This window comes from Ancylobacter dichloromethanicus (assembly GCF_018390645.1).
Lineage (GTDB): Bacteria > Pseudomonadota > Alphaproteobacteria > Rhizobiales > Xanthobacteraceae > Ancylobacter > Ancylobacter dichloromethanicus.
The window spans coordinates 16,337-42,691 of sequence record NZ_JAHBGC010000049.1 but is presented as its reverse complement, the minus strand read 5'-3'; the positions used below and the strand labels follow the sequence as shown (position 1 = coordinate 42,691).

Annotated in this window: 27 protein-coding genes; 16 read left to right on the top strand and 11 right to left on the bottom strand. The window is 62.4% G+C overall.

Features of this window, described 5'->3' with window-relative positions:
- Positions 1–24 precede the first annotated feature (24 nt).
- From traA to KHC23_RS20115, 10 genes are all read left to right on the top strand, one after another.
- Positions 25–3,333 carry a Ti-type conjugative transfer relaxase TraA gene (gene traA, locus KHC23_RS20160; protein ID WP_213375151.1) on the top strand — a complete coding sequence of 1,103 codons (3,309 nt, stop codon included), beginning with the start codon at positions 25–27 and terminating at the stop codon, positions 3,331–3,333.
- A complete protein-coding gene (gene traF, locus KHC23_RS20155) occupies positions 3,330–3,914 on the top strand; it encodes a conjugative transfer signal peptidase TraF (RefSeq protein WP_373878488.1) in 585 nt (194 codons plus the stop codon). Before traA ends, traF begins: the two co-directional genes overlap by 4 nt.
- Positions 3,835–5,073, top strand: a complete 1,239-nt coding sequence (locus KHC23_RS20150) for a conjugal transfer protein TraB (protein WP_213375149.1) — start codon at positions 3,835–3,837, stop codon at positions 5,071–5,073. Before traF ends, KHC23_RS20150 begins: the two co-directional genes overlap by 80 nt.
- 17 nt (positions 5,074–5,090) lie before the next feature.
- Complete coding sequence (locus KHC23_RS20145; RefSeq protein WP_213375147.1) at positions 5,091–5,696, top strand: TraH family protein; 606 nt, start codon at positions 5,091–5,093, stop codon at positions 5,694–5,696.
- Between the two features lie 298 nt (positions 5,697–5,994).
- Positions 5,995–6,363, top strand: coding sequence for a transposase (locus KHC23_RS24920; RefSeq protein ID WP_213375146.1), 369 nt, complete (start codon positions 5,995–5,997; stop codon positions 6,361–6,363).
- A gap of 257 nt (positions 6,364–6,620) precedes the next feature.
- Entirely contained in the window at positions 6,621–7,208 is a 588-nt protein-coding gene (locus KHC23_RS20135) for a cytochrome P460 family protein (protein WP_213375145.1), read from the top strand.
- Between the two features lie 704 nt (positions 7,209–7,912).
- On the top strand, positions 7,913–8,431 hold the full coding sequence (locus KHC23_RS20130; RefSeq protein WP_425514567.1) for a YkgB family protein: 519 nt from the start codon (positions 7,913–7,915) through the stop codon (positions 8,429–8,431).
- Between the two features lie 33 nt (positions 8,432–8,464).
- The gene (locus tag KHC23_RS20125; RefSeq protein ID WP_246544808.1) at positions 8,465–9,403 is read left to right on the top strand and encodes an alpha/beta fold hydrolase; all 939 of its coding nucleotides are present in this window, start codon (positions 8,465–8,467) and stop codon (positions 9,401–9,403) included.
- A 100-nt stretch (positions 9,404–9,503) separates the two neighbouring features.
- The gene (locus KHC23_RS20120; protein ID WP_271188566.1) at positions 9,504–10,121 is read left to right on the top strand and encodes a molybdopterin-dependent oxidoreductase; all 618 of its coding nucleotides are present in this window, start codon (positions 9,504–9,506) and stop codon (positions 10,119–10,121) included.
- Positions 10,118–10,879: a ferredoxin reductase gene (locus KHC23_RS20115; protein WP_213375143.1), complete on the top strand. Its 762-nt coding sequence runs from the start codon at positions 10,118–10,120 to the stop codon at positions 10,877–10,879. Before KHC23_RS20120 ends, KHC23_RS20115 begins: the two co-directional genes overlap by 4 nt.
- 178 nt (positions 10,880–11,057) lie before the next feature.
- Here KHC23_RS20115 and msrA read toward each other — a convergent pair whose 3' ends face one another.
- The 3 genes from msrA to KHC23_RS20100 all read right to left on the bottom strand — a co-directional run bounded on the left by msrA (position 11,058) and on the right by KHC23_RS20100 (position 12,544).
- Positions 11,058–11,573 (bottom strand): peptide-methionine (S)-S-oxide reductase MsrA, encoded by a 516-nt coding sequence (msrA, locus tag KHC23_RS20110; protein WP_213375141.1) that lies wholly within the window; start codon positions 11,571–11,573, stop codon positions 11,058–11,060.
- A 3-nt stretch (positions 11,574–11,576) separates the two neighbouring features.
- Positions 11,577–12,038, bottom strand: coding sequence for a peptide-methionine (R)-S-oxide reductase MsrB (msrB, locus tag KHC23_RS20105; protein WP_213375139.1), 462 nt, complete (start codon positions 12,036–12,038; stop codon positions 11,577–11,579).
- A 128-nt stretch (positions 12,039–12,166) separates the two neighbouring features.
- Positions 12,167–12,544: a winged helix-turn-helix transcriptional regulator gene (locus KHC23_RS20100; RefSeq protein ID WP_246544807.1), complete on the bottom strand. Its 378-nt coding sequence runs from the start codon at positions 12,542–12,544 to the stop codon at positions 12,167–12,169.
- Positions 12,545–12,618: 74 nt separating this feature from the next.
- On the opposite strand from KHC23_RS20100, the gene KHC23_RS20095 reads away from it, so the two are divergent.
- Positions 12,619–13,212, top strand: coding sequence for an NADPH-dependent FMN reductase (locus KHC23_RS20095; RefSeq protein WP_213375135.1), 594 nt, complete (start codon positions 12,619–12,621; stop codon positions 13,210–13,212).
- Between the two features lie 112 nt (positions 13,213–13,324).
- On the opposite strand, the gene KHC23_RS20090 is transcribed toward KHC23_RS20095, so the two are convergent.
- The 4 genes from KHC23_RS20090 to KHC23_RS20075 form a co-directional block, all read right to left on the bottom strand.
- On the bottom strand, positions 13,325–14,092 hold the full coding sequence (locus KHC23_RS20090) for an SDR family oxidoreductase (protein WP_246544806.1): 768 nt from the start codon (positions 14,090–14,092) through the stop codon (positions 13,325–13,327).
- Complete coding sequence (locus tag KHC23_RS20085; RefSeq protein ID WP_213375133.1) at positions 14,092–14,475, bottom strand: nuclear transport factor 2 family protein; 384 nt, start codon at positions 14,473–14,475, stop codon at positions 14,092–14,094. The genes KHC23_RS20090 and KHC23_RS20085 overlap by 1 nt, the downstream gene beginning before the upstream one ends.
- Before the next feature lie 93 nt (positions 14,476–14,568).
- On the bottom strand, positions 14,569–15,429 hold the full coding sequence (locus KHC23_RS20080; protein WP_213375131.1) for an alpha/beta fold hydrolase: 861 nt from the start codon (positions 15,427–15,429) through the stop codon (positions 14,569–14,571).
- Positions 15,430–15,517: 88 nt separating this feature from the next.
- Complete coding sequence (locus KHC23_RS20075) at positions 15,518–16,072, bottom strand: carboxymuconolactone decarboxylase family protein (protein ID WP_213375129.1); 555 nt, start codon at positions 16,070–16,072, stop codon at positions 15,518–15,520.
- Positions 16,073–16,186: 114 nt separating this feature from the next.
- Here KHC23_RS20075 and KHC23_RS20070 point away from each other — a divergent pair, with 114 nt between their 5' ends.
- The 4 genes from KHC23_RS20070 to KHC23_RS20055 all read left to right on the top strand — a co-directional run bounded on the left by KHC23_RS20070 (position 16,187) and on the right by KHC23_RS20055 (position 20,121).
- Positions 16,187–17,131, top strand: a complete 945-nt coding sequence (locus tag KHC23_RS20070; protein WP_213375127.1) for a LysR family transcriptional regulator — start codon at positions 16,187–16,189, stop codon at positions 17,129–17,131.
- Between the two features lie 186 nt (positions 17,132–17,317).
- A complete protein-coding gene (locus KHC23_RS20065) occupies positions 17,318–17,884 on the top strand; it encodes a TetR/AcrR family transcriptional regulator (RefSeq protein ID WP_213375125.1) in 567 nt (188 codons plus the stop codon).
- Between the two features lie 52 nt (positions 17,885–17,936).
- Positions 17,937–18,926: a quinone oxidoreductase family protein gene (locus tag KHC23_RS20060; protein WP_213375123.1), complete on the top strand. Its 990-nt coding sequence runs from the start codon at positions 17,937–17,939 to the stop codon at positions 18,924–18,926.
- Positions 18,927–19,164: 238 nt separating this feature from the next.
- A complete protein-coding gene (locus tag KHC23_RS20055; protein ID WP_213375121.1) occupies positions 19,165–20,121 on the top strand; it encodes a helix-turn-helix transcriptional regulator in 957 nt (318 codons plus the stop codon).
- Positions 20,122–20,847: 726 nt separating this feature from the next.
- On the opposite strand, the gene KHC23_RS20045 is transcribed toward KHC23_RS20055, so the two are convergent.
- Positions 20,848–21,447, bottom strand: coding sequence for a cytochrome P460 family protein (locus tag KHC23_RS20045; protein ID WP_246544805.1), 600 nt, complete (start codon positions 21,445–21,447; stop codon positions 20,848–20,850).
- Between the two features lie 464 nt (positions 21,448–21,911).
- On the opposite strand from KHC23_RS20045, the gene KHC23_RS20040 reads away from it, so the two are divergent.
- Positions 21,912–22,055 (top strand): transposase, encoded by a 144-nt coding sequence (locus tag KHC23_RS20040; RefSeq protein ID WP_213375119.1) that lies wholly within the window; start codon positions 21,912–21,914, stop codon positions 22,053–22,055.
- Positions 22,056–22,344: 289 nt separating this feature from the next.
- Here KHC23_RS20040 and KHC23_RS20035 read toward each other — a convergent pair whose 3' ends face one another.
- The 3 genes from KHC23_RS20035 to KHC23_RS20025 form a co-directional block, all read right to left on the bottom strand.
- The gene (locus KHC23_RS20035) at positions 22,345–22,899 is read right to left on the bottom strand and encodes a sigma-70 family RNA polymerase sigma factor (protein ID WP_213375117.1); all 555 of its coding nucleotides are present in this window, start codon (positions 22,897–22,899) and stop codon (positions 22,345–22,347) included.
- A 141-nt stretch (positions 22,900–23,040) separates the two neighbouring features.
- On the bottom strand, positions 23,041–24,627 hold the full coding sequence (locus KHC23_RS20030) for an amidase (RefSeq protein WP_213375115.1): 1,587 nt from the start codon (positions 24,625–24,627) through the stop codon (positions 23,041–23,043).
- Positions 24,628–24,731: 104 nt separating this feature from the next.
- Positions 24,732–26,165 (bottom strand): sigma-54 interaction domain-containing protein, encoded by a 1,434-nt coding sequence (locus tag KHC23_RS20025; RefSeq protein WP_213375114.1) that lies wholly within the window; start codon positions 26,163–26,165, stop codon positions 24,732–24,734.
- Positions 26,166–26,355: the final 190 nt, after the last annotated feature.

Below are 26,355 nucleotides of genomic sequence, written 5' to 3'. Positions count from 1 at the left end.
AGTCCTCCGGGAGCTCGCGCCGCCTTGGCCATCACGCATTTTACGCCCCAGCTCATTTCGCGCGGCTCCGGCCGCAGCGCCGTGCTGTCGGCCGCGTACCGTCATTGCGCGCGGATGGAGCACGAGGCCGAAGGGCGGATCGTCGACTATTCCGCCAAGAGCGGGCTCCGGCATGAGGAGTTCCTGCTGCCGGCCGGCGCACCGGAATGGGCGCGGGTGCTGATCGCCGATCGCTCGGTCGCGGGGGCCGCGGAAGCGTTCTGGAACGCCGTCGAGGCCTTCGAGAAGCGCTCCGATGCGCAACTCGCCAGGGAGTTCATCATCGCGCTGCCGGTCGAGCTGTCCGTGGACCAAAACATCGCCCTGGTGCACGAATTCGTCGAGACGCAGATGCTCGCCCGCGGGCAGGTCGCGGACTGGGTGTTCCACGACGAACCCGGCAATCCGCATATCCACCTGATGACCACCTTGCGATCCCTGACCGAAGCTGGCTTCGGGGCGAAGAAGATCGCGGTGATCGGCGAGGACGGGCAGCCACTCCGCAATGATGCCGGCAAGATCGTCTATCGGCTCTGGTCCGGTGAGAAGACCGAGTTTCTCGAGCAGCGGGGGGGCTGGCTCGATCTCCAGAACAAGCATCTGGCGCTTGCCGGTCTCGACATCCGTGTCGACGGCCGCTCCTACGCCGAGCGCGGCATTGACCTTGTGCCGACCACCCATATCGGCGTGGCGGCGAAGGCGATCGACCGGAAAGAAGCGGCGGCCGGATGGTCGCCTAGGCTGGAGCGTGTCACGCTCCATGAGGAGCGGCGGACCGAGAACCGCGAGCGAATCCAACGCCGGCCGGAGATCGTGCTCGATCTCGTCACGCGCGAGATGAGCGTCTTCACCGAGCGCGACATCGCCAAGGTGCTGCATCGCTATGTCGATGATGCCGCCACGTTCCAGCGGTTGATGGCGCGTATCCTCCAAAGCCCGGACGTGCTGCGGCTGGAAGGCGAGCGCATCGGTTTCGCCAGCGGCGTCCGCGAGCCCGCCAAATACACGACGCGCGAGCTGATCCGGCTCGAAGGCGAGATGGCCCATCGCGCGATCTGGCTCGCTGCGCGGTCCTCGCATGGTGTTCGCGACACCGTGCTCCAGACGGTGTTCCAGCGTCATGCCCGGCTCTCGGAAGAGCAGCGCGTGGCGATTGCCCATGTCGCCGGTGACGGACGGCTGGCCGCCGTCGTCGGGCGCGCCGGCGCCGGCAAGACCACGATGATGAAGGCAGCGCGGGAGGTCTGGGAGGCGGCCGGCTATCGCGTCGTCGGTGCCGCGCTTGCCGGAAAGGCGGCCGAGGGATTGGAGAAGGAGGCCGGCATCGCGTCTCGCACGCTCTCCTCATGGGAGCTCGCCTGGTCGAAAGGGCGCGAGACAATCGACGACAGGACCGTGTTCGTGCTTGACGAGGCCGGCATGGTCTCGTCCCGGCAGATGGCGCTGTTCGTCGAGACGGTGGTGAAGGCCGGTGCGAAACTCGTCCTTGTCGGTGATCCCGATCAGCTCCAGCCGATCGAGGCAGGTGCCGCGTTCCGCGCCATCGTCGAGCGCACCGGCTATGCCGAGCTCGAGACCATCTACCGTCAGCGCGAACAATGGATGCGCGATGCCTCGCTCGATCTCGCGCGCGGGCATGTCGCCGCCGCGCTGAAAAGCTATGAGGCGAATGGCAAGCTCCAGCCGCGCACGCTCAAGTCCGAGGCGATCGCGGCGCTGATCGCGGACTGGAACTGCGACTATGATCCGGGGAAGTCGATGCTGATCCTCGCCCATCTCCGCCGTGACGTGCGCGCGCTCAATGACATGGCGCGGGCTAAGCTCATTGAGCGGGGTCTCATTGAGGAAGGCCATGCCTTCCGCACCGGGGACGGCCCCCGCCGCTTCGCGGCCGGCGACCAGATCGTCTTCCTGAAGAATGACGCGGCGCTCGGCGTGAAGAACGGCATGATCGCCCAGGTCGTCGAGGCGCGGCTGGGCGGGTTCAAAGCCATGGTCGGCGAGAGCGAACACCGTCACCATGTCGATGTCGACCAGCGCTTCTATGCCCATGTCGACCATGGCTATGCGACCACCATCCACAAGTCGCAGGGTGCGACCGTCGATCGGGTCAAGCTGCTCGCCACGCTTTCGCTCGACCGGCATCTTTCCTATGTCGCCCTGACCCGGCATCGCGAGGATGTCGGTCTCTATTACGGCGCGCTGTCCTTCCGGAAAGCCGGCGGCCTGACGAAGATCCTGTCGCAACATCGGGGCAAGGAAACCACGCTCGATTATGAGCGCGCCGGCTTCTATCGCGCCGCTCTGCGCTTCGCCGAGGCGCGCGGTCTGCACCTCGTCCGCGTCGCCCGCACGCTCGTCGCGGACAAGCTTCGCTTGACCATCCGGCAGAAGGACAAGCTCGCCCATCTCGGCACGCGGCTTTTGGCCCTCGGTTTGAGGCTCGGCCTCGGCGCGGCCCCGAAACACACCGTCCCGGAAACGCAAGAGGAGGCCAGGCCGATGGTTGCCGGCATCACCGCATTCCTCAAATCCGTCGATCAGGCGGTCGAGGACAGGCTCGCCGCCGATCCCGGGCTATCGAGGCAGTGGGAGGAGGTCTCGACCCGCTTCCGCTTTGTCTTCGCCGAGCCGGAGGCTGCGTTCCGCAAGGTCGATGTCGACGGCATGATCAGGAACGCCGACACCGCCAAATCCACCCTGTCGACGATCGCTGCGAAGCCCGAGAGCTTCGGTGCGCTGAAGGGTAAGACCGGCCTTCTCGCCGGCCGCGCCGACCGGGAGGATCGCGAACGCGCGAACCTCAACGTGCCGGCGCTCGCCCGTGACCTCGAGCGCTATCTGCGACTACGCGCCGAGGCCGAGCGTAAGTTTGAGCCCGAGGAACGCGTGGCGCGCGTCAAGGTCGCGGTCGACATTCCGGCGCTGTCATCGATGGCCAGGCAGACTCTCGAAAAGGTCCGCGACGCGCTCGACCGAAACGATCTTCCCGCCGCACTCGCCTTCTCCCTCGAGGACAAGATGATCAAGGCCGAGCTCGAAGGGTTCGCCCGGGCGGTCTCAGAGCGGTTCGGCGAGCGGTCCATGCTTGCCAACGGCGCGAAGACACCGGACGGACCCGTCTTCGAGAGGCTCGCCGCCGGCATGAGTGCCGGCCAAACTGATGAGCTGAAATCGGCCTGGTCGACGATGCGCACAGCACAGCAGCTTGCCGCCCAGCAGCGTACCACGGAAGGGTTGAAGCAGGCCGAAGCGATGCGCCAGTCGCAGCGGCAGGGATTGTCGCTCAAATGAAGACGGGCACGGCGGCCGGAGCCGAAATGGCGACCGGAAGGAAAGCGGGCGTAGCGCGGCGGCGTGCGCTCGCGATCCTAGCCGGCGGCGGGGTTGTGATGGCGGCGATCGCCGTTCCGGGCTGGCTCGGCGGATTGCACATCAACCTGACGCCGAGCGAGCCGCTGGGACTGTGGCGCATCGTGCCGCTCGATCGTCCCGTCGCCATTGGGGATCTCGTCTTCGTGTGTCCACCACCGGGTGCGGTCTTGGGGTTCGGCCTCGAGCGCGGGTACTTCCGCTGGGGATCATGTCCCGGCGGAGCAGCGCCGCTCATCAAGACCGTCGCGGCGCTCGCCGGCAGCCGCATCGAGGTCGGCGCCAGCGTCGTGATCGATGGCGATGCCCTGCCCCGCTCCGAACTTATCGCTCGCGACGGTGCTGGTCGGCCACTCACCTCCTGGACCGGCGGCATCGTTCCGGCGGACCAGATCTTCGTTCACTCTCCCTTCGCAGGTTCCTATGACTCCCGCTACTTCGGGCCGATCCCCGCCGCCGGCCTTCTCGGTCTGGCGCGGCCGATCTTTACCGTCCATCCCTGATCGCTGGCGCCCTGCCCTGCTCGTCACCGCGGCCGTCGCCGTCGGCTGGGCGGGCTGGAGCGGCCATGCGCTCACCCTTCCGTTCGCCATGCTGTTCCCCGCGCTATGGGCGTGGGCGCCGAACCGCGTCACGGCGGCGGCGGTCTCGATGGGGTATTTTCTCGCAGCGTCACGCGGCCTGCCACAGGGTGTCGCCAGCTTCTTTGGTACGTCGGTCTGGGCGGGGAGCCTGCTCTGGGTCGGCGCCTCGCTCGCCTTTGTGTTGGTGCAGACAGTTCTCTGGACACCGGATCCGGGAATGACGAGGGCCCTGCGTTTCCTGCTGGCCACCGGATTGATGGCCGTGCCGCCATTCGGCATCGTGGGCTGGGCACAGCCTGCGACGGCCGCCGGCGTGCTGTTTCCCGGATGGGGATGGTGGGGTTTGGCGGCGACGATGATCAGCCTCGCCATGCTGACAATGGCGTGGGGACATCTGGTCGGCATTCTTCTCGCCAGCGTTTGGCTATGGTCCGCGGCGAATTGGGAGCCTCCGGTCGCACCTCCAGCCTGGACCGGCATGGAGATGACGAAGGGCGCGCGTCTTGGTCGGGATGCGTCGATCGAGCAGCATCGGGAGCTGATCCGATTGGTGCTTCAGGCTGTCGGCGTCGCAAATGCACATGTCGTCGTGCTGCCGGAGAATGCACTCGGGATCTGGACACCGACAGTGGAGCACCTCTGGCGAGATACGCTCGAAGGCCGCGATCTGATGGTGATCGCCGGTGCCATGACGGTCGATCGCGGCGGCTATGACAGCGTCGTGATGGGAATCACCGCCGATGGCGGCCATGTCATCTATCGCGCACGCATGCCGGTACCGGTTGCGATGTGGCAGCCCTGGAGGTGGATCACAGATGAACCCGGTGGAGCGCGCGCGCATTTCTTCGCGAACCCGACCGTCGAGTTTGGCGGAAACCGGCTGGTCCCTTTGATCTGCTACGAACAGCTCATCCTGTGGCCGGTGCTGGAGTCGATGCTCTATCAGCCCGATCTCCTCGTCGGTATCAGCAATGCCTGGTGGGCCGGAAACTCGTCCATCCCCGGTATCCAGCGAGCCAACCTTCAGGCCTGGGCGAGGCTGTTCGATCGGCCGCTGGTCATTTCCGTCAACATGTAACGGAAAAGGAGAACAGGATGGTCGACGCCGCCATGATAACACAATGTGCCGACCCCGCTCTGAAGCCGGCGATCGTCGAGAGGTTTATAGCGCAAGCCGGATCGTCGGATCCGCTTTCGGTGACGATCCGCGCCGGGGACCGTGTCATCGTCGTCCCCCGGCCGACGACCACGGAGGCGGCGATGGAGCTCATCCGTCGGCACGTCGGCCGCCATGTCGTGCGGGTCGGGATCACCCAGGTCCCAGCTGGGCTTGGTATCGCCTCTCCTGAGGAACTGAAGTCGGATCTGGTCGATTCCTGCACGAACGTCCGTTTGGGTACGGCGCTGTTCGGCAAGGTCTATCGGATCGTTGTCAAATGGTACGGGTCATCCCGCGAGGAGGCGATCGACGATGCCATTCTCGCCTGGCGGACCGGAGCGTTCGAGGGCATCGGCGTGTTCAGTGCGCCGGATCCGGGGGCGATCGAACCGCAGGAGGTATCGGTGAAGTCAGACAAGCGTGGAGAGGATCGCCTCGATTTACTACAGGAGCCTGCGAATCTGGCGGTGATGGAAAGCGATGATCCGAACGCAGCCGGCATCCGGATCGATCTGAGGGGTATTGGGGTTGGCAAGCCATGACACCGGTTGAGAAATTCATTCCGACTTTGCGATGTCACTTGTCGAAGTTCGGCCAATAAGGCAATCCGGCATACCTCGCGGTCCGTGTTGCACACGAACTGCAGATGGTTAATCGTTAAACAAGGCGATTAGAATTAGATGGTACCCAGAGGCCGCGCTCAGACAGATGACGGTCATCTTCGCCGCCCACAGCTTACGACACGTGATGACCATTGCTGGACACTGGGAAGGTCCGCTTGTCCTGAGTGTCTGACCCGCAATTTGTGAGGGGTGATTCCGTCGTGGTTGCGAAGCAACGATGGAGTTCACCATGGCCTGGACCGAGACTACCCACGCGAACTATCGGCGCAGCGGAGAGGGCTACGCAAGCAACCTGACGGATGCGGAGTGGGAGTTGATGGCGCCGCTGCTGCCCCCACCGGCACGGTGTGGGCGACGACCGGCGACGAGCCGGTGGGCGGTGCTCGACGCCTTGCTCTACATGGTCTGGACCGGGTGTCCCTGGCGCGGGCTGCCCCGCGATTTCCCGCCCCGATCAGCCGTGATCGTCGACCACGCGCTTCACCATCGCCAACCGTGCCGCAGGCGGAATCCGCTTTTCACCGGGAGGCCCGCGGCGTTCCGGAGGCGCACGACCCCGCGCTGCGGCTCACCTCGGCGGTCCTGATCCGCGCCTCGTGCTCCTTCAACACCGAAACGATGCCACGCCTGACGAGTTCATCGGCGAGCGATACGCCATTGAGCCTTATCGCCTGACGCTCAACCCGCTTCGCGAGCTGCCGGGACTAAACTTCTAAGGAAAAAGGCGGTCGCCAGCGATCACGGGGGCAGCACGATTTGGACGATCGGCGTTTTCTTTCGGACTCCTTGAACCGCTCTCTCGCTTAAGGTTCCAGCGATTGCTAGGGTTTTGGGGGGACGAAAATGCAATATTCAGTGATGATTGCGGCGATTGTTGCGGCAGTTTCGGCAATCACGACCGGCGTAATCGCCCAGACGGCAAGCACCGATGGCAGGGCACAGTACAAGCCCGAATACACCGCATCAGGCGAGTTGATATTGCCAGAGAATTTCGAGAAATGGGTATTCGTCGGCTCGCCGCTCACGCCAAATGCACTTAACGATGGCGCGGCGAACTTTCCCGAATACCATAATGTCTACATGGATCCTGATTCATACGAAGCGTATCAGAAGACGAATGTATTCCCCGAGGGTACGACCTTTTTCAAGGAGCTGCAGCTCGCGCTGCCGGCGGAGAATCCGGATGGCTCACGAACCGAGCCTTCGGGCCGGGGCTACTTTCCGGGTGCCTTGAATGGTGCGGATGTCACGGTCAAAGACAGTAAGCGGTTCGCCGAGACTGGCGGTTGGGGCTACTTCAATTTTAATCACCATGAGCCCAAAGCGCCTACCGCGAAAGCTCGTCCCATCGGTGAGTGCGCCTATTGCCATATGGCCAGCGCCAAGAAGGATGATGTCTGGACGCAGTTCTACCCGCGTCTCGATCATTAGATTCCGGCCCATCTCGCAGACCCGGCCGGGACGCTGAAAGAACCATGGATTTGGCACACGATGAGATGGACGAACGCTAGGAAATGGCTCTGCGGTAGATCTGCGCGGCGCTAAAATGTCGTGTTGGAGTATTTTCGACATTATACGGTTGATGCCCAGATGCAGTGAAGAGGTTTTCGACGAAAGTCTCAGGAGCATCTGGATGACAGTCTGTGTACGAAGCCTCAACGCGCCGCTTCGTGTCCAATCTAACAGAACTCCCAGCCAACCCTCTTCACTGTATTCCCGCTCTCCAGTCCCGCTGGACACCTCATCTCGCGGATGCCGGCCGCCATGGCCTGGGTCCGCGAGATGAGCGATGACCGCGCCTCAACGCGGCAACCCCGGCGCGGCGGTGGCTGGATTAGGTTCGGCCCGAACCGCGCTGTGCACGTCCAAGGTGTCGACACGGCCGGGTAACGGCAGGCATCCGACAATCCGCGGGGGGAGTCTCGCCGCGAATAAACCGTATCAAGGGTGCCGCGCACCCTCGGTCGATCGCCGTTCTTGAACCTACGGTCAATCGATCAGCGCGGCGGCAAGCTGCGGTGCCGCCCTTCACGCCCCTTCCATTGCCGATAACCACGCTGGGGTAGCGAGCGCCAGATCATCCGATACAGGGCGGGAAACCGCCAAACCCTACCAAGCAGGTAATGGAGAAGACCGTGAAAGAGTTTCATTCCCACACCATCGGCACCGCCCCCGAGGGGTTTCACGGCACCATCGTGGCCGAACGAAATTTCGGCTCCATGTCCATCCTGGCCTCGTTGCGGTGGTCGCTGGTCGTGATCTTCGTCTGGTTCGGCTGTATGAAGTTTACCGGCTACGAAGCGCAGGGCATCGCGCCGCTGATCGCGAACAGCCCGGTCATGAGCTGGATGCATAAGCTGTTCGGGATTGAAGGCGCGTCCTGGGCAATCGGGGTACTGGAACTGTCGACCGCCGCCGCCCTGACCGTCGGTGCATTCGTTCCGCTGCTCTCCGCCCTTGGCGCCACCATGTCGACCGCGACCTACCTCATCACGCTGACCTTCTTCATCAGCACGCCGGGCGTGTTCGAGCCGTCCCTCGGCGGTTTCCCCGCCATTTCGGCTGGAACCGGACAATTTATTCTGAAAGACCTTGTCCTGCTCGCGGCGTCGGTCACGCTCCTGCTCGCCTCAAGGGCCAGATTGCCCAAGTGAGCGCTACGACACACGACCTCTCGGGAGGCAACCATGATGAAACTGAAACTCGCGGCGATCGGGTTCGCCACTCTTTTATCCGGCCCGTCGGTTGCCGCAGCACCGGAGGCGACCCCCACGACCTATCACTATGCGCAGGTCGACGGGATCCGAATCTTTTACCGCGAAGCCGGCCGGCGCGACGCCCCGACCATCGTCCTGCTGCACGGCTTTCCGTCTTCCTCCCGGCAGTACGACGCACTGATCCCGCTTCTCGCAAAGTCCTATCACGTCATCGCTCCGGATTTTCCGGGCTTCGGTCACAGCGATGCGCCGCCGCTGGTAGAATATGAATACACGTTCGATCATCTCGCGGCGACGACGGCGCGTTTCTTGGAACAACTGGAGCTGACGAAGTACTCCCTGTATATCCAAGATTATGGCGCGCCGGTAGGCTTCCGGATCATGATGGCTCATCCTGAGAGGCTGCAGGCGCTTGTCGTCCAAAATGGCAACGCCTACCGTGAGGGGCTGGGGCCGAAATGGGCGAAGATCGCGGAGTACTGGGAAAATCCTCAGGCGTATCCGGATGTCATCGACGCCTTCCTGTCGTTCGAGGCCACGAAGCAGCGCCACATCGCGGGCACCGCGCATCCGGAACTCTACAACCCCGATAGCTGGACCGACGAGTTCACTCATATCTCCGCGCCCGGGCAGCGCGAGATCCAGTCGGCGCTGCTCTACGACTACCGCACCAATGTCGCCTCTTATCCCACCTGGCAGGCATGGCTGCGCGAGCACAGGCCCCCCACCCTCGTCGTCTGGGGTGTCAACGACCCCTCCTTCATCGCAGCCGGTGCGGAGGCGTTCAGACGGGACCTTCCCGACGCGCAGATCCATCTGCTGGACGCCGGCCACTTCGCGTTGGATGAGAAGAACGACGAAATCGCCGAGCTCGTGCTTCGCTTCATGACCACCCGAGCGCCACATTGATACGCTTGTCGGCGTCCGTTCACGCGAGCTGCCGTTTGGGAATTACTCGGTTCGCAAAGCTGCCGACGAACTTATCCATCATCCGAGGAGGAAGATCGCAGTGCTTGTGACGAGAGGCTTCAAAGGCAGGCGCCGCGAGGGCGACGCCGATCGCCTGAGATTGCCGCCGGGCCAGTTCCTGACGCCGGAATTTCCCGTGCTGACCACCGGCCCGACCCAGCACACGCGGCTCGATCGCTGGAGTCTTGCCCTGCAGCATGGCGGATCGCTGCTGGGCAAATGGAGCTGGGAGCAGTTCGAGGCCCTGCCGCAGACCGAGATCACCTGCGACATCCACTGCGTCACCAAATGGTCCAAGTTCGACACGCGCTGGCGCGGGGTGACCATCGATAACCTCCTGCGCGCCGCCGGGCTGGCTGTGGCGCCGACCGGCTTCCTCATGGCGCATTGCGATGGGGGGTACACGACCAACCTGCTCGTCGCCGATCTGATCGAGGCGCGTGCGATGATTGCGACCCATTTTGAAGACCTGCCGCTCCTCCCCTCTCATGGCGGCCCCGCCCGCCTGCTGGTTCCGCACCTCTATTTCTGGAAGAGTGCGAAATGGGTGCGGCGTCTCGCCTTTCGCGAGGAAAACACCCCGGGTTTCTGGGAATCGCACGGCTACCATCTTCGCGGCGATCCCTGGCGGGAACAGCGCTACGAGGGCGACCGATGATCGACGCGGCAACGGCGGCCGCCCAATGGCGCGTTGCGACGGTGACCGCGATCCGCGCCGAGACGGCCAGCGTGAAGACAATAAGTTTTGACGTTCCCGGATGGCCCGGCCACCTCGGCGGACAGCACGTTGATCTGCGTCTGACAGCCGAGGATGGTTATGTCGCGCAGCGCAGCTATTCCATCGCCTCCGGCGCCGGTACGAGTCCACAGATCGAACTGACCATCGATGCCGTGCCTGACGGAGAGGTCTCCGGCTTCCTCCACGAGGAACTGCGGGTCGGTGACCAGATCGAAATCCGTGGACCTATAGGAGGCTATTTCGCCTGGTCCGCGGAGTATGATTATGGCTTGCTGCTGATCGCGGGCGGCTCGGGCATCGTGCCGCTGATGTCGATGCTGCGTTCGCGCGATGCAGCCGGCGCGACGCAGCCTGCCCGCCTGCTTTATTCATCGAGGGGTATCGACCAGATCATCTACCGCGCCGAACTCGATCGGCTTGCCGCACAGACCACCCAATTCACGCTCACGCATACGCTGACCCGCAATGCGCCGTCGGGGTGGACCGGAGAGCGAGGCAGGATCGGCCGCGTGATGTTGACGCGCCGGCAATTCACTCCCGTGGGAAACCCCGACGTCTACGTATGCGGGCCAACGGCATTTGTCGAAACGATTGCCGAGCATCTCGTCGCGATGGGCCATAGGGCGAGCAACGTGCGAACGGAGCGGTTTGGACCCACGGGTGCGATCCGGACGTAGCAAGAGAAGTCAGCCGGTCGCCCGTCGCCTGCGCGCCGCCGCGGCTCGCCGTGATTTGCTCACGACGACTCTCACTGCGACCCTGCGGACGGTGATCGAGAAGCGCAGAGAGGCGCCGGAAGTCCGCTTGCGGACCTCCGGCGCTGTCTCATGCTTTAATTCAGCGTCGTCTTAAGTCTCAGGCCGCATCGACGCGACGCGGCAGCTTCCAGCCGGGCCGGATGAAGTGGCAGGTATAGCCGTGAGGAATACGCTCCAGATAATCCTGATGCTCGGGCTCGGCTTCCCAGAAATCCCCCAAGGGCGAAACCTCGGTGACAACCTTGCCGGGCCACAACCCAGACGCCTCCACGTCAGCGATTGTCTCAACCGCCTCCGCCAACTGTTTGTCGTCGGCATAGAAGATCGCGGAACGATAGCTGGCGCCTCTATCGTTGCCCTGCCGGTTTTTCGTGGTCGGATCGTGTATCTGGAAAAAGAATTCGAGGATCCGGCGATAGCTAGTCAGATCAGGATCGAAGATGATTTCGATCGCCTCGGCATGGGTGCCATGGTTGCGGTAGGTGGCGTTTGGCACGTCGCCGCCGGAATATCCCACCCGCGTGGCAACGACACCCGGTTGTTTGCGGATGAGATCCTGCATGCCCCAGAAACAGCCGCCGGCGAGAACGGCACGTTGAGTTTTGTCTGTCATGGCTCAAGCCTTTCCTTCGTTCTCGAACAGCCGCCGGTATTCACCGTAGCCTTCGGCCTTGAGATCATCGAGATGAATGAAGCGCAACGACGCTGAGTTGATGCAGTAACGCATCCCGCCCTCCGCCGCCGGACCGTCCGGAAAGAGGTGGCCGAGATGACTGTCGCCGCCGCCCGACCGGACCTCGGTCCGACGCATTCCATGGCTGTCGTCGACATGTTCGACGATCGTCACGCCTTCGATCGGCCTGGTGAAGCTCGGCCAGCCAGAGCGGCTCTCGAACTTGTTCACCGATGCGAAGAGCGGCTCGCCGGAAACGACGTCCACGTAGATTCCGGGCTCCTTGTTGTCCCAATACGCATTCACGAAAGGCCGTTCGGTGCCGTTCTGCTGCGTCACTCGGTACTGCTCCGGCGAGAGGGCTGCCAGAGCGTCAGGGTTCTTTATGAAATGACTGTTCTTCATGATTATCTCCTTCGATGTCCATGTAGAACTTTCCGTTATTCGCCAGCAGCGCCTGACTTCGGAACCCTTCCTATCACTTTACGGAAGCGGCGCGTGTGACGGCTGATCATCGTGGCGCCAGCGAAGGATCAGCCGTCCGCGCGACGTTTGAGATAAGCGTCGCGTGCCACATCCATACGCGGTGAGTTCTCGACGACCCACTCTGCCAACGCCTGCACGGGCATCAGGAACTCGCGCCCCAGTTCAGTCAGGGCGTATTCCACCTGGGGCGGGTTGACCGGCGTGACCGTGCGAGAAACGAAGCCGTTTTGCTCCAGCTCCCGCAGGGTCGATGCCAGCACCTTCTGGCTGATCTCGCCGACTTCGCGCCGCAATGCATTGAAACGACGCGGCCCTTGCCCGAGCACGCGAACCACCAGCAGGGTCCACTTGTCACTGATCCGCGCGAGCAGCCGACTGATGTGTTCGCACCGGGCGGTATCCTCATGGTCATCTGGTTTCGCCAAAGTGCCTCCTTGTCCCGGCATGAAAACCTCTCGTAATCTGGTTACTCTGAGATACCATCATATATGAGGACAGCATGAGTTCCAAACCCCGCATTGCCGTCATCGTCGGCTCCACCCGGCCCACGCGGTTTGCCGATGTGCCGGCGCAATGGATTCTGAAGCAGGTTCAGGCTCGCGGTGACATGGATGTGGAGCTGGTCGATCTGCGCGATCATCCGCTACCATTCTTCGATGAGGTCGCCTCCAACATGTGGGCGCCGAGCCAGAACCCCGAGGCTATCCGCTGGCAGGAAACGATCGCCCGTTTCGACGGCTACATTTTCGTTACCGCGGAATATAATCACTCGATCACCGGCGTTTTGAAGAACGCGCTCGATCAGGCCTACAAGGAGTGGATCCGCAAGCCGTTCACCGCCATCGGCTATGGTGGCACGGGCGGAGTACGGGCGATCGAGCATCTTCGCTTGATCGCGATCGAGCTCCAGATGGTTTCGACGCATGCGACCGCCCATATCGGCGGCAGCGATTTCTTCGCCGTGCATCCGGCCTTCGGGAAAAAGCCGATCGAGGAAATCGAGTCGAATCTCCTGCCGTCCACAACGACGGCTCTGGACGAACTGCTCTGGTGGACCAAGGCGACCATGGCCGCCAGGTCTGCTGGCGCCTGACGCGCGCTTCCGAAACTGAAAAGGCTCGCTGACGGCCACCGCCAGCGAGCCTTTGGGGAATACGGGCCAAGTCAGGCAGGCCGGCCTCGCCGTCCGACACTCGCCCGCAAGGTCAAAGCACCTTCGTTTCGCCGCCGTCGACCCGGAGTGCCGTGCCGGTGATCCAATGGCTTTCGGCCGAAAAGAGGAAGGCAATCGCGTTGGCGATGTCTTCGGGCTGCCCGTAGCGGGCGATGCCCACCTCGGCCGCCAAACGATCGATTGCTGCATCGAGCGAGAGACCGTGCTTGGCGGCATAGCCCTGAAGCATCATCAGGCGGCGGTCGGTCATGACCGATCCGGGCAGGATCGTGTTGACCTGCACACCGTCTTCGATCCCCCGATCGGCGAAGGCCTTGGCAAGCGCGAGGATCGCCGCGTTGATCGTACCGACAGCGGCGAGCGACGCCTTGGGCGTATAGGCTGACGTACCCGACGTGATCGCGACCGAACCCTGCGTGGCCTTGAGCGCATCCCATGCCGCGAGTGTCAAACGCCGGGCGGAGTGGAATTTGAGCGCCAATCCGTCGTCCCATTGTTCGTCGGTCAGTGCGAACAGGTCTGCCGGCGAGACCGCGCCGGCGATGCAGGCGACTGCGTCGACCCGCCCGAAGCGCTGGAGCGTCGCGGCGACGACCGCTCCCGCCGCATCCGGCTGGCGCAGATCATGGACCAGCACGAGCGGCTCTGCACCTGCGGCCCGGACCGTCTCGGCCGTCTCGGCCAAGGCCTCCCGGGTTCGTGCCACCAGCACCAGGGCGCTGAAATCGCGCGCCAGCCGGACGGCCGTCGCGCGGCCGATACCGCGACTGGCACCCGTGACGATCACCACACGTTCCATCAGACGCTAGCCTCGGCGATCGCGAGCGTATCGATATACTGGCGGAAGGTGGTGATCTTGCCGTCACGAATTGTCCAGACATGGGCATAGCGGGCACGCGAGGTCTTTCCCGTCGCGCCGTGCACGCCGGTGAATTCCCCCAGCGAGACGACAGTCTCGCCTTCGGCAATGAACTCCGTCGGCACCAGTGAGAAGCTCGACCATTCCGCCATGAGCGGCTTGAACAGGCCCTCGGCGACCTTCTCGGGGCCGCGCCCGTCCACCTTGTAGTGCCACATCGTCGTCCATTCGATGTCGGGCGCCATAAGGCCAAGCGCGCCCGGCGCGTCGCCTTTGGAAAGCTTGTCGTAGAAGTCGCAAACCACGTCTCGGGCGCTGGTCATCGTCGGTCTCCGGAAATCCTGGACGGGCGCAGCCGCCCCATGTTCATGGAAATTCGGGCGCCGAAGAGGAGGCAGCGCCCGAATCAGCGTCGATCAGTCGATGTGCTTGGCGAGGAATTCGCGCATCGCCGCGCCGATCTCAGCGGCGTGGGTTTCGAGCGCGAAGTGCCCGCTGTCGACGAAGCGAACATCCGCCGCCGGCACGTCGCGCTTGAACGCCTCGGCGCCCGGCGGAATGAAGAACGGATCGTTCCTGCCCCAGATCGCCAGCACCGGCGGCTGATGCTCGTGCAGATAGGCCTGAACGGTGTCGTAGAGCGCGACGTTGGTCTGGTAGTCGAGCAACAGGTCGAGCTGGATTTCGTCATTGCCGGGACGCGACAGGTAGAAATCGTCGAGGTTGCGACCGTCCGGCGAGACCTTTGTCGGATCGTCGACGCCGTGCGTGTACTGGAAGAGCGTTGTCTCGGGCGCCAGGAAGCCGCGCAGCGCGTCACGGTTAGCCTGAGTCGGCTCGTTCCAATAGGTCATGACCGGCGCGAAAGCGTCCGAGACCCCTTCGAGATAGGTGTTGCCGTTCTGGGTGACGATCGCGGTGATCCGCTCGGGGTGCTTGACCGCCAGCCGGAAGCCGACCGGAGCGCCATAATCGAACACGTAGATGGCGTACTTCGTCAGGCCGAGGACCTCGGTGAGGCGGTCGACGAGGTTGGTGATGTTCTCGAAAGTGTAGCTGAACTGGTGGCGGGCGGGCTGTTCGGTCATGCCGAAGCCCGGCAGATCGGGGGCGACGACATGATAATGTTCGGCGAGCTCGGGGATCAGGTCGCGGAACATGTGGCTCGCGCTCGGGAAGCCATGCAGCAGCAGCACGGTGGGGCGGCTCGCATCGCCGGCTTCGCGGTAGAACAGCTTGAGGCCATCGACATCGACGGTGTTGAAACGAATGGTCATGGGAAGGCTCCTTGATTTCGGGCGCGAGGAAGGGTTTGCGGGCGCGGCTTCACGCCCGCAACATCTCCTGCTGAGCTTGTGGGAAGGATCAGGTGGCCGCGGCTGTCCGGACCGTCACGACCGGGAAGTCGATTTCGGTCTTCAGCGCTTCATTGACGTAGTTGGTGAAGGTGTTGAGCGCGACATGGGCGATGATTTCGACGATCTCCGCATCGGAGTATCCCGACTGCTTGAGTGCCGCGATATCGGTGTCGCTCGCCTGTCCGCGCCCCCGAGCCAGCTTGACGGCGAAGCGCACGGCGGCGTCCGCCTTGACATCATTGGAGGCGCCGCTTCGGTTCGCAGTGATCTCCGCGTCATCGAGCTTGGCGAGGTTACGGGCGATGTAAGTGTGAGCGGACAGGCAGTAGCCGCAATCATTCACCTCGGCGATCGCCAGCGCGATCCGCTCGCGGGTCTTCGCGGCTAGCGCACCTTTGCCGAGGGCGCCGGAGAGGCCAAGATAGCCTTCCAGGGCCGCCGGGCTGTTGGCGACGATACGAAAAAGGTTCGGCACGGTGCCGAGTTGCTTTTGGACCGCCGCCAGCAGGGGCTGCGATTTTTCGGGGGCCTGTTCGGTGGCGGGGGTCGGGATGCGGGACATCGTGTTTTCTCCTGGATCAGTTGTTTCGCTCTCGCCCAATTGGAGTACTCACTTCCGAAACTGCCCAGCAGGCGCTAAGTTCGAAAGCCTAACTTCCGCGAAACGAGAGGGGCGATGGACAGGTTCGAGGCGATGCGCACGCTGGTTGCGGCGATCGATGGAGGGAGCCTGTCCGCAGCCTCCCGATCCCTCAACATTCCCCTTCCCACAGTCAGCCGCCGCGTTTCCGATCTCGAGAGCTTTCTCGGTTCGCAACTCGTCGTCCGCACAAGTCGCAAGCTCCTGCTCACGGAAGCCGGCACAGCCTATGTCGCATCAGCGCGAAGGGTGCTTGAGGAGTTGTCGGAGGCGGAGCGCGCCGCCTCGGGTGAGTATCGTGCACCGCGCGGCGAGTTGCTGGTGACCGCCCCGATCGCGTTCGGCGCACTCAATGTCGCGCCGATCGTCCACGATTTTCTTTCGGCCTATCCCGATGTGACCGTGCGGCTTGTACTATCCGACAGCAACATCGATCTTATCGAAACTCACGTCGACGTCGCGGTCAGGATCGGCCGCCTGCCCGATAGCGCGCTGGTCGCGCGCAGGGTCGGCGAGGTCGGGTGGATCGTCTGCGCAAGCCCGGATTATCTCAAACGAAGGGGCGAGCCGGAAACGCCCGCCGCTCTGGTCGACCACGACTGCATTGCGTTTGAAGGACTGCGACGTTATCGGGAGTGGCCGTTCGTCGACGGGAATACCGCGCAGCAGGTGATGATCACCCCCCGCTTCTCGGTTAATACCGCAGACGGCGTCGTGGGCGGCGCGGTCGCTGGCGTCGGAATCGCCCGCGTGCTTTCCTACCAGGCTGCGGCAAGCATCAGGGCAGGGGCACTCTTGCCGATATTGGTGGATCGGGCGCCTTCGCCCATGCCCGTACATCTGGTCCATGCCCCGCACCAGCAACAGCCGCTGAAATTGCGTGCCTTCCTCGATTTTGTCGCGCCACGGCTGCAGCAGCGTCTCCAAGCCATATCGCATGACATTGCCGGTGCTGGGCAAGGCTCTTCGACAACCCCATAATCACGACACACGCGCGCCCACCACGGCGAGAAAGACCCGTCAGGCCCGAGACGATGCCACATGGGGCGGGCATGCATTCCTCGAAAACGCTCAGCCTCATTGGCGTAAGGAGCAATCCACGAGAGATAATCATCCTTCTTGACAATGCGTGAGCAAGCAGTCATTTATTGCGCAGGATGATGGCAAATGGCGCGACCCAGAAGCGAAGAAAAACGTGATGCGATCCTGACGGCGGCGATGGAATTGGTTGCCGAACAAGGTCTCGGTGCCGCGACAGCGGAGATCGCCAGGGTGGCTCAGGTGCCACATGGATCGGTGTTCACATATTTCGGAACGAAATCCGCTCTGCTCAATGAGCTATACGTCGCGTTGAAGACGGAGCTGTCTGAGGCCATCCTGGAAGCGATGCCTGACGACGGTGATGTTCGCGGGCAGCTGCATCATCTGTGGGCGCGTTGGACGGACTGGGGCGTTTCCAATCCATCGAAGCGGCGGGCGCTGGCCCAGCTCGGGGTCTCGGACCAGATCACCGAAGCTAGCCGAAAGGCGGCGGCAGTCGTCGCAGGACCAGCCGTCGCAATCGTACACCGCGCACGATCTACCGGCGCGTTGCGGGATGCCCCTCTGGCTTATGTCGGAGCGCTTGTCGAAACGATGGCCGGGACAACGATCGATTTCATGATCCACGACCGTGGCCATGCGGAAGGCGTCCGCGACGCAGGTTTCGAGGCCCTCTGGCAGGCATTGAGGTGAATTTTTTCGCCATAAAAATGAGCGTCTGCTCAGTCATAATAGGAGTTGTTCCGTGAGAGCTATCCAAGCCACCCAGTTCGGCAGTCCGAGCGTCCTGACGGTCGTCGACCTGCCCGATCCGACCCCGGGACCGGGCCAGATCGCGATCGACGTCACTCACGCAGCGGTTGGTCTCATCGACCTCCTTTTCCGCCAGGGGCAGTTCAAGGATGTACCCGGCATGGCCCAGCCGCCCCTCATTCCCGGTCTGGAAGTGGCCGGAACGGTGCGAGCGCTCGGCGATGGGGTGACCGGGTTTGCGATTGGCGAAAACGTCGTCTCGATGTCGGCCGGCGCCGGCACAGGCGGGTATGCCTCCGTGTATATCGCGCCCGTGCATGGCGTTGTGTCGATCGAAGGCTCCAATGTCGATCCTGCTCTCGTAGTCGCGATGATTCCCAATGCCGCGATGGCCCACGTCGCCCTCAGTCTGGTTGCCAAGCTCGGCAAGGGAGAAAGCGTGCTGGTGCACGGCGCCCTTGGCGGCTTCTCCTCCGCATTCCCCGGTATCGCAAGGCAACTCGGCGCTTCACGTGTCGTTGGCACGGTTCGCTCAGGCAAGCTGGAAACAGCGGCGCACACGAAACTGCCCTACGATCGGATTGTCGATTCCTCCGAGTTGCCCGGCGTGCTTGAGGGCGAGAAGTTCGATGTGATTATCGATCCCGTTGGCGGTGCCGTCCGTGGCCAGAGCTTTGCGTTGATGAAGCCGGGCAGCCGTCTGATCGTCGCCGGCAATGCCAGCGGCGACTGGGCGCACAGTGTGAAGACCAACGATCTCTGGCTGGGCAGCACAACCGTGGCCGGCTTCAATGCGGGCGCCCTTCTGCCGTTGCACCCGCAGGCTCTACGGCGAGGCCTCGAGGCGGCCTTGAAAGCGGTAGCCGCAGGACTGTGCGACATTCCGGTCGATGTACTCCCCTTCAGCGAGGCGGTAACTGCACATGAGCGGATGGAGAGCCGCGATCTGTGCGGGCGCATCGTCCTCACGCCGGAACTGTGACTTGGCCAGGCCGGAATCGAACACGCTTCGCTGCGCGTCTGGCATGTTTTATTTCGTCGGCTACATAGTTGAATACAGAGTTATGCTGTAGCAAAATACCTGACATGCACCAGCTGATCGCGTGGATTGATCTCATGGCTTACAACGATGACAAAAGCGCTCATCGGCGACGACGGAGATACCGCTTGTTTAACGTCACAATAACACAGAGCGGTGGAATAGAGGACGCTGGCGCGCAATGATTGATCAGCCACTTACGCGTATTTCACACACGGATCTTGAGGAAATTCTTTTTACGCTGGAAGTCGATTTTGTAGATCTATTCGAATGTGTCGTGGGTGCCGGCTGGAAACTGGAGATGTTGGGTTCGCCGGCCCCAGGAATGCACTATAATATTTCCGGCGGCGGGCGTTTAATCATCGCTGGACGGGCGCCCATCGCGTTGGAGCCCCATACACTCGTTATTGTCCCGGCCCAGACGCCCCTCGTAATCGAAGGCCCTCCGGTTCGCCCGGAAAACTGGCAAACCGTTCGAGTGGGGGTGCCGGCGGGCGGGCGCAACCATGTTGAGAGACTGGCCGCCGGGGACGGCACATGTCCGCAAGTCATGCTCGTGTGCGGTTACGTCAGGGCGAGCTATGCAGGATCGCTTGATCTCTTTGCCGGCCTCTCAACGCCGATCATCGAAAAATTCGATGAGACGACGGCGCTGACCCCTCAACTTGAAGCTGTGGTTGTTGAACTCATTCGCCAGGAAATAGGCATGAAGGCGATGACAGCGACGTTACTTAAAGAAGTCCTCATCGTGCTCCTGCGCCGATCAATGACTTCGATGAACGAATGGGTGGAGAGGCTTTCGCTCTTGCAAAGTCCGCAGATCGCGCGTGCTTTCTCCGATATGGCCGCACGGCCCGAATTTGCCCACTCCGTTCAATCTCTTGCACAGAGTGCAGGTCTCAGTCGCTCTGCCTTCATGGCGCGCTTCCAGGCGGTTTTCGGCACCCCCCCGATGACCACGCTGCGTCAGATACGCATGAGGCATGCAGCCTCTCTGCTCGCCATTGGCGATCTCTCGGTCGATCAGGTTGGACGTATTGTCGGATACAATAATCGGAGCGGTTTTTCGCGCGTATTCCGAAAAACGTACGGTGCTGATCCTTCGGAATACAGAGCCCACAAGCGGCAGTCCCGTTAGATTCAGGACCTACTAATAGTTCTCGGGCTGTGATTCGCGGTCTTCGATGCAGGAGTCCTTGAGGAGTGTTTATCTCTGTTGAGCTTGCGGCGGACGGAGCGGGTATCGCCGCTCTTCCCCTTGGCACATGGCGTCCCGCGGGTTGATCATCGGCGAGTGGCGAGCGGGATCGTCTCTGTGATCCGCAATTGAAGGACGCGCCGGCAGGCTACCGGTCCGCACAGGCCACCCTACAGCCGCTCATCGTCTGGAGCCGGCTCGGCGTCTCCGGCTGCGCCTTCGCCGGGCTTTCTGGCGACGGGCCGCAAGCACGGCACATCGTGATCGACGCGACACATCTGACGGCCCACCTAGAGCAGGCTCGTTTAACAGGGAATGCTCCCCGTTTTATCGGGCGAACTAACGCCGGGCTGAACTCGAAGCTCCCCACTGTTTGCGACGGCGACGGACGGGCGATCATCCTGCTGGGCAGGACAGATGAGCGGCCACAAGGACGTCCGTCTCGTGCTCGACGCCCTCACCCGTGGCGCATAGTTCTACCGCCAGCGCCACAGGGTCGAGAAATTGTGCGCCAAGCTCGAAGACTGGCGGCGCTCGCCACCCGATACGACCGATGCGCCCACAACTTCTTCCCGGCCATCTGCATCGCCGTAACCGTCATCTTCTGGCTCAGACCAATGTGTCCGGAGCCTGGAGCGAGACGGTAGGTTTCTTGATTCGGCCGCTTCACTTACTGAGCGGCGGGTAACCCCGTACGTAAATCCAGTCGGTCGATTTGGCGGGAATGTGGCACCCCTGGCAGTCTGCCCGGTAATTTGTAGATGTCGTTTTCGTCGGATTATCGGCATCAAACCAGGACCAGCCCCAACCATCACCCCACAGCTTGTTCTCGGGAAATTTATCTGTGCTCGACTTCACCATCACAAACCACCCTTCAAGCCTATCCTCCCGCGAGACAGTTCCCGTAGTCATGCGGTCGGTTTTCGCCTGAAACACTTCTTTGACCAGAACAGCCCCCTCAGGGAACTTGCCCGTTTTCTGATATTCATCGATAACGCCAGGAGAGGCATACACCGTGTGAATTTCCTCGGATCCAGCGGCCTGTTTCGCGGCAACCGCCCAAGTGCCCAGATATTGATAGATGGTCCGATACTCGGCGGGCACATGAAGATTGCCCTGAGCGTCGGCGATCGAGTCTACTGCAACCGACGTCTGCGAATCCGCGGGATGCGATAGCAACCCGGCGGCAATTCCAATGCCAACAACCAGGGAAAAGGATAGTATAAAACGTTTAATCCGCATCGTTCCCACCTGTTCCGCCGCCATGATCACTATCGCGTTATTTTTTTACTTAAAAATGTCTATTATGTAGAATAATATATATGAATAATTATCACACATTAAACGATAATCAGTTATTAGTATTATAAATTTTCGTCAATTTTTTAAGTAGGATAAATTTATCCCGACTTATACTAGGCGCGCGCAATTAACTCGCTCGCTCTGATTTTAAGGCAGGACACCCGTCCGTAGGTCCGAATTTGGTGACCAGACGTCTAAAATTGACAGACGATGATCTGATCCCCGACAACTGAACCGTTTGAAGCTGGAGTTTTCGGCGCCAGAATCCCTTGGCTGGGAGGAGCGGAAGACGATGAAGGCATCGAAGTTTTTGGACGCGCAGAACCTTGACACCGATCGACTGATCCGGACCAACGCCCGGTTGACGGAGGTCGGTCGCCGGCTGATGGAAATCTCTGGCGTGGGCCCGTTACTAGCTAGCTAGTGCCTTGGTAGGCACGGTCTTTGACCCGAAGGCGTTCAAGACCGGCCGCAACCTCGCAGTCTGGATCGGGTTTGTTCCGAAGCAGAACTCCAGCGGCGGCGAGGAGCGGCTGGGCGGCATCAAAAAGCAGGGTGGCCGCAACCTGTAACAGATGCTGGTCGTCGGCGCCTTGAGGGTCGTGCGCTAGGCGGTGACGAGCGGCACGCGCCGGCCGTGGCTGGTCCAATTGCTCGCTCGTCGAACACCCAAGGTCGCGGCCGTCGCTCTGGCCAACTAAGACCGCGCGAATGGTGAATGTTTTTCAATTTTCCGCGACTCAATCGGCTATGAAGTAATAATGATGCGCGTAGCTTAAGAATGAGAAATATTGTTCCGTAATAGAATATAGTAGCAAAAGGCTTTGGCAGAGGCAGCACAGATAGTTACGATCTTTCTATTCACCTCAGGTTTTCCTGATGCAGGGCCGCGAGAGCCTTCAGCGCCCGATGCAAGGTCACGCGAATTCCCGTCTCGCTCATGCTCAGACGGGCAGCAGCCTCCCGGGTAGTGAAGCCCTCAATGCTGACGGCCTGAACAACCGCGCGCTGGCGATCCTTCAGCCTGCCGATCAGACTCCCGATCTGGATGGCGGGCAACTCGTCAACCGGCTCTTCGGCGGCCAGAACGTCGGCGAGTTCGTCGACCGGGACGGTCAGGCGGACCGAGCGGCGCAACATGTCGATCAGTTTGTTGCGGACGATGACCGAAATCCAGGGCGAGATCGGCCGTGCAGGGTCCCATGTCCGGCGCTTCAGATGAATCGCGAGTAGCGCTTCCTGAACGACGTCCTCGGCATCGCTGACCGGCGCTCCATATCGCACGCAGTTCCGGCGGGCCATGGCGCGCAAGTGCGGTGTCACCGATTGCAGAAACCGGCGATAGGCAACCGCATCGCCCGCCAGTGCAGCGCGCATTTCGGCGGCCCACTCACTCTCGCGATCCGCCTTTGTCACATACGTCCTCGCACGCGCTCCGCCAGCCTTTGCCGGGCCGTTTTATATTGTCCAATCTATATCTCCGGGAGGGTTGCGGCGATAGCATGACGCCATTCTTATTGGCCTATCCGCAGCCGGATCATTTTGGCACCGTGCGTTTCAGGAAGTCGGCTGCTCATCGGGCAGGACCGGGGCGCGCCGCAGCCGCGTCGCCTGCTCGAAGGCATAGGCGAAGGCCAGAATGGCCGCGTCGGTGTCGATCGCGGGTCCGACGATGTCGACCGCGATCGGGCGTCTATCCTTCAGGAAACCGGCGGGAACCGTTACGACCGGAAGGCCCATTTCGTTGATCTCGGTGCCGACGATCTGATCGCCGAGATAGGCCAGCGTGTCGCCGCCAATATCGGGCAGCGGGTTGACCGAGCGGGGGAAGAAGAGGGCATCGATGCCCTTGTCGCGCAGGATCGCCTCGTACTGCGTCCGCAAGGCGTCCGCCTGCGCGATGACCGCGATCATGGCATCATCATCGGCGCCGACATTGATGGCCGCGCTCGACAGTAGCCCGTGCAGGGGAGCGGTCGTGGCCACGCCGATCTCGAAGCCGGCGCGCTCCCTGAAAGCCGCTCGCGAGGAAGGGTTGGAGCCGCCCAGGGCGCCGAGATAGGCATCGACGCCGGCGAGATACGAGTTTGTGACGACAAACGAGGTCCGGCTCTCCCAGCGTGCCCGCCAGTCGGTATCGGCAAAGACCACGGGTACCAGTTCCGCCCCGAGCCCTGACAGCACGCCGGTCATCCGGCGATAATGCTCCGCGATGGCGGGATGCAGGTCGGGCGCCCATTGGCCGGGCTCGAACAGCCCGATCCGCGCACCCCTGAAGGCGTCGGCATTCAGGGCGGCCGCGAAATCTGGCTTGCCGGCGTGGCGCGCGGTGCGGGGGTCGGCCGGAGTCGGCCCGGCGAGAATGTCCATCAGGATGGCGACATCCGCCACGGTCCTGGCAATGGGTCCCGCAACGTCGTGATGGCTGGACAGGCCCGGGAACACGCCGTCGATCGGCACCATCCCAAAGCTCGGCTTCAGCCCGACAAGGCTTTGCGCCGAGGCCGGGAACAGTATGGAGCCGGCCGTGTCGGTGCCGAGGGAGGCGATGCCGAATCCCACCGCCACCGCCGCGGCGCTGCCGGTGCTCGACGCCCCCGGCGCGAAGCGCGCATCATAGGGGTTGAGCGTGTCGCCATTATAGCTCGAATCGGAGCGCAGCCCGTCCAGCCCGAAATCGGGAAGGTTGCTCTTTCCGACGATCAGCGCACCCGCCTGCTTGAGCCTCGCCACGACGCTGGCATCGCGCTCGGGGACGAGATCGATGCCGTTGAATATCCCTCGCGCCGGGTCGAGAACGCGATCATCCGAGGCAAAGCCGGCATAGCCGGCCGTGGTACGCACGCCGGCAACGTTCATGTTGTCCTTGATGACAATGGGCACGCCATGGAGCGGCCCCTTGCGCACGCCGGCCCGCCGCTCGGCATCGATCTGCGCGGCATCGTCCATGAGCGCCATGTTAACGCTAATGAAGGCGTTGAGATAGGGCTCAAGCTGGGCGATCCGCGCCAGGCAGGCCGCGGCGACGTCGGACGCGGAGAAGCGCCCCTCTTGATAGCCGGCTTGCAAGTCGGAGATGGTTCCGCTGATCAGGTCGATCTCGGCAGTGGGGAGCGGAAAGGCCGGAAGCCTGAGGTGCCTCATGTGCGGAACGCCCTGTTGGGGAATGGATATTCGCCAATTAAAACGTCCGTTCTAAAAATAAACAAGAGGGTGCTGCCTTTTGGGGGGCGCCGCCCTTTGTGGCTTCAACCTCGGGTTTCGCCCATTCCCTTCATTTTGCGAACGATGGTGGACTGGCTGACTCCGAGATAGCGCGCCGCGGCCCGTGTGTTGGAGAAGCGCTGCAGGGCGCTTTCGATCAGTGCGGTTTCAAAGCGGCGCACCTGTTCGCCGAGACCCAGTCCGTCCAGCTTAACGCGCCCGACGCCGGGCCCCTCCGGGTGGTCGGCCGACGCTGGCTTCGCGACGATCCCCATCTCCTCGGTTTCGATCACAGTGCCGGGCGACGTCACCACCAGCCGCTCGACCAGATTGCGCAGCTCGCGGATGTTCCCCGGCCAGTCATAGGCCACCAGCTCCAGCGCGGCGGCATGGGAAAACTGCTTGTGGGTGCGATATTGCGCATTGAAACCGGAAAGCGCCTGGCGGATGAGGGGCAGAATATCCTCGCGCCGCTCGCGCAGCGGCGGCACCACGATCGGCACCACATTGAGGCGGTAAAACAGGTCGGCGCGAAAGGTCGAGGCCTCGACCGCGCGCGCGAGATCGCGATTGGTCGCGGCCACGATGCGGATGTCGAGCGGCATGGAGCGGGTGGAGCCGAGTCGCGCCACGGTCCGGTCCTGCAGGACGTGAAGCAGCTTCACCTGCATGTCGAGAGGCAGTTCGCCGATCTCGTCGAGAAACAACGTTCCATGATTGGCCAGCTCCAGCATGCCGGGCTTGCCGTTCTTGTGCGCTCCGGTGAACGCGCCGGCCTCATAGCCGAAAAGCTCGGATTCGATGAGGTCGCGCGGCAGCGCGCCACAGTTGATCTTGATGAAGGCGGCATTGGCCCTCTGGCTCTCGCGATGCACGAGGCGGGCGAACACTTCCTTGCCGACACCTGATTCGCCGGTCAGCAGTACGGTGGCATCCGAGGCCGACACCCGCCGCAGCAGATCGGCGATCCGCCGCGTCGCCTCGCCATGGAATACCGGGCCGTCCGGCGGCAGACCTTCCTGGCGCAACTGCGCCACCTCGGTTTCCGCCCGCGCCAGATCGTGCCGGATGCGGGACAGCTCGGCCTGCAACTGATCGAGTTCGGTCGTGTCCCGCGAGTTGATGATCACCCGCCGCACCCGCCCCTCATCGTCGAAGAGCGGTGTTCCGGTCGCCAGAATAGTCTGGCCGGTGTGGGTGCGCTGTATCGCCGTCACGCGCTGGCCGGTGGCGATGACGCGCGGGGCGATGACCGGGCGGATCAGGCCGTCCGCCTCAAGCTCGACCACCAGCCGGCCAACGACATCCTCGGCGCGAAAGTCGTAATTGCGCTCGCAGCCGGGATTGACCAGCAGCGTGCGCCCCTCGCCATCGGCGACGAAGATTCCGTCGAACGAATTGCGAATGATCTCGCTGAAATCACTCTCGGTCAGCGGCAGATCCGGCATCGCTGCCGAAGGTTGAATGGGCAGGCGCATGGCGTTCTTTCCGATGCAATATCGCATCAATCGATGCAATTGTGCATCAAAGGGGATGGGTCGTTTCATCTAACTAATTGATATTACAGATCTAGTGAAGCTGGCACACAAGTTGCGGAACGGACGACGAGCCAGATCGCGGCGCCACTCCGCAGGATCAAGGCCCACAACAAGACTAAAGGAAACGCCT

Coding starts and splice junctions, on each gene's coding strand:
- traF (WP_373878488.1), top strand. CDS start 3,330: ATGAAGACGGGCACGGCGGCCGGAGCCGAAATGGCGACCGGAAGGAAA.
- KHC23_RS20150 (WP_213375149.1), top strand. CDS start 3,835: ATGACTCCCGCTACTTCGGGCCGATCCCCGCCGCCGGCCTTCTCGGTC.
- KHC23_RS20145 (WP_213375147.1), top strand. CDS start 5,091: ATGGTCGACGCCGCCATGATAACACAATGTGCCGACCCCGCTCTGAAG.
- KHC23_RS24920 (WP_213375146.1), top strand. CDS start 5,995: ATGGAGTTCACCATGGCCTGGACCGAGACTACCCACGCGAACTATCGG.
- KHC23_RS20135 (WP_213375145.1), top strand. CDS start 6,621: ATGCAATATTCAGTGATGATTGCGGCGATTGTTGCGGCAGTTTCGGCA.
- KHC23_RS20125 (WP_246544808.1), top strand. CDS start 8,465: ATGATGAAACTGAAACTCGCGGCGATCGGGTTCGCCACTCTTTTATCC.
- KHC23_RS20115 (WP_213375143.1), top strand. CDS start 10,118: ATGATCGACGCGGCAACGGCGGCCGCCCAATGGCGCGTTGCGACGGTG.
- msrA (WP_213375141.1), bottom strand. CDS start 11,573: ATGACAGACAAAACTCAACGTGCCGTTCTCGCCGGCGGCTGTTTCTGG.
- msrB (WP_213375139.1), bottom strand. CDS start 12,038: ATGAAGAACAGTCATTTCATAAAGAACCCTGACGCTCTGGCAGCCCTC.
- KHC23_RS20095 (WP_213375135.1), top strand. CDS start 12,619: ATGAGTTCCAAACCCCGCATTGCCGTCATCGTCGGCTCCACCCGGCCC.
- KHC23_RS20090 (WP_246544806.1), bottom strand. CDS start 14,092: ATGGAACGTGTGGTGATCGTCACGGGTGCCAGTCGCGGTATCGGCCGC.
- KHC23_RS20085 (WP_213375133.1), bottom strand. CDS start 14,475: ATGACCAGCGCCCGAGACGTGGTTTGCGACTTCTACGACAAGCTTTCC.
- KHC23_RS20080 (WP_213375131.1), bottom strand. CDS start 15,429: ATGACCATTCGTTTCAACACCGTCGATGTCGATGGCCTCAAGCTGTTC.
- KHC23_RS20075 (WP_213375129.1), bottom strand. CDS start 16,072: ATGTCCCGCATCCCGACCCCCGCCACCGAACAGGCCCCCGAAAAATCG.
- KHC23_RS20070 (WP_213375127.1), top strand. CDS start 16,187: ATGGACAGGTTCGAGGCGATGCGCACGCTGGTTGCGGCGATCGATGGA.
- KHC23_RS20065 (WP_213375125.1), top strand. CDS start 17,318: ATGGCGCGACCCAGAAGCGAAGAAAAACGTGATGCGATCCTGACGGCG.
- KHC23_RS20055 (WP_213375121.1), top strand. CDS start 19,165: ATGATTGATCAGCCACTTACGCGTATTTCACACACGGATCTTGAGGAA.
- KHC23_RS20045 (WP_246544805.1), bottom strand. CDS start 21,447: ATGGCGGCGGAACAGGTGGGAACGATGCGGATTAAACGTTTTATACTA.
- KHC23_RS20030 (WP_213375115.1), bottom strand. CDS start 24,627: ATGAGGCACCTCAGGCTTCCGGCCTTTCCGCTCCCCACTGCCGAGATC.
- KHC23_RS20025 (WP_213375114.1), bottom strand. CDS start 26,165: ATGCGCCTGCCCATTCAACCTTCGGCAGCGATGCCGGATCTGCCGCTG.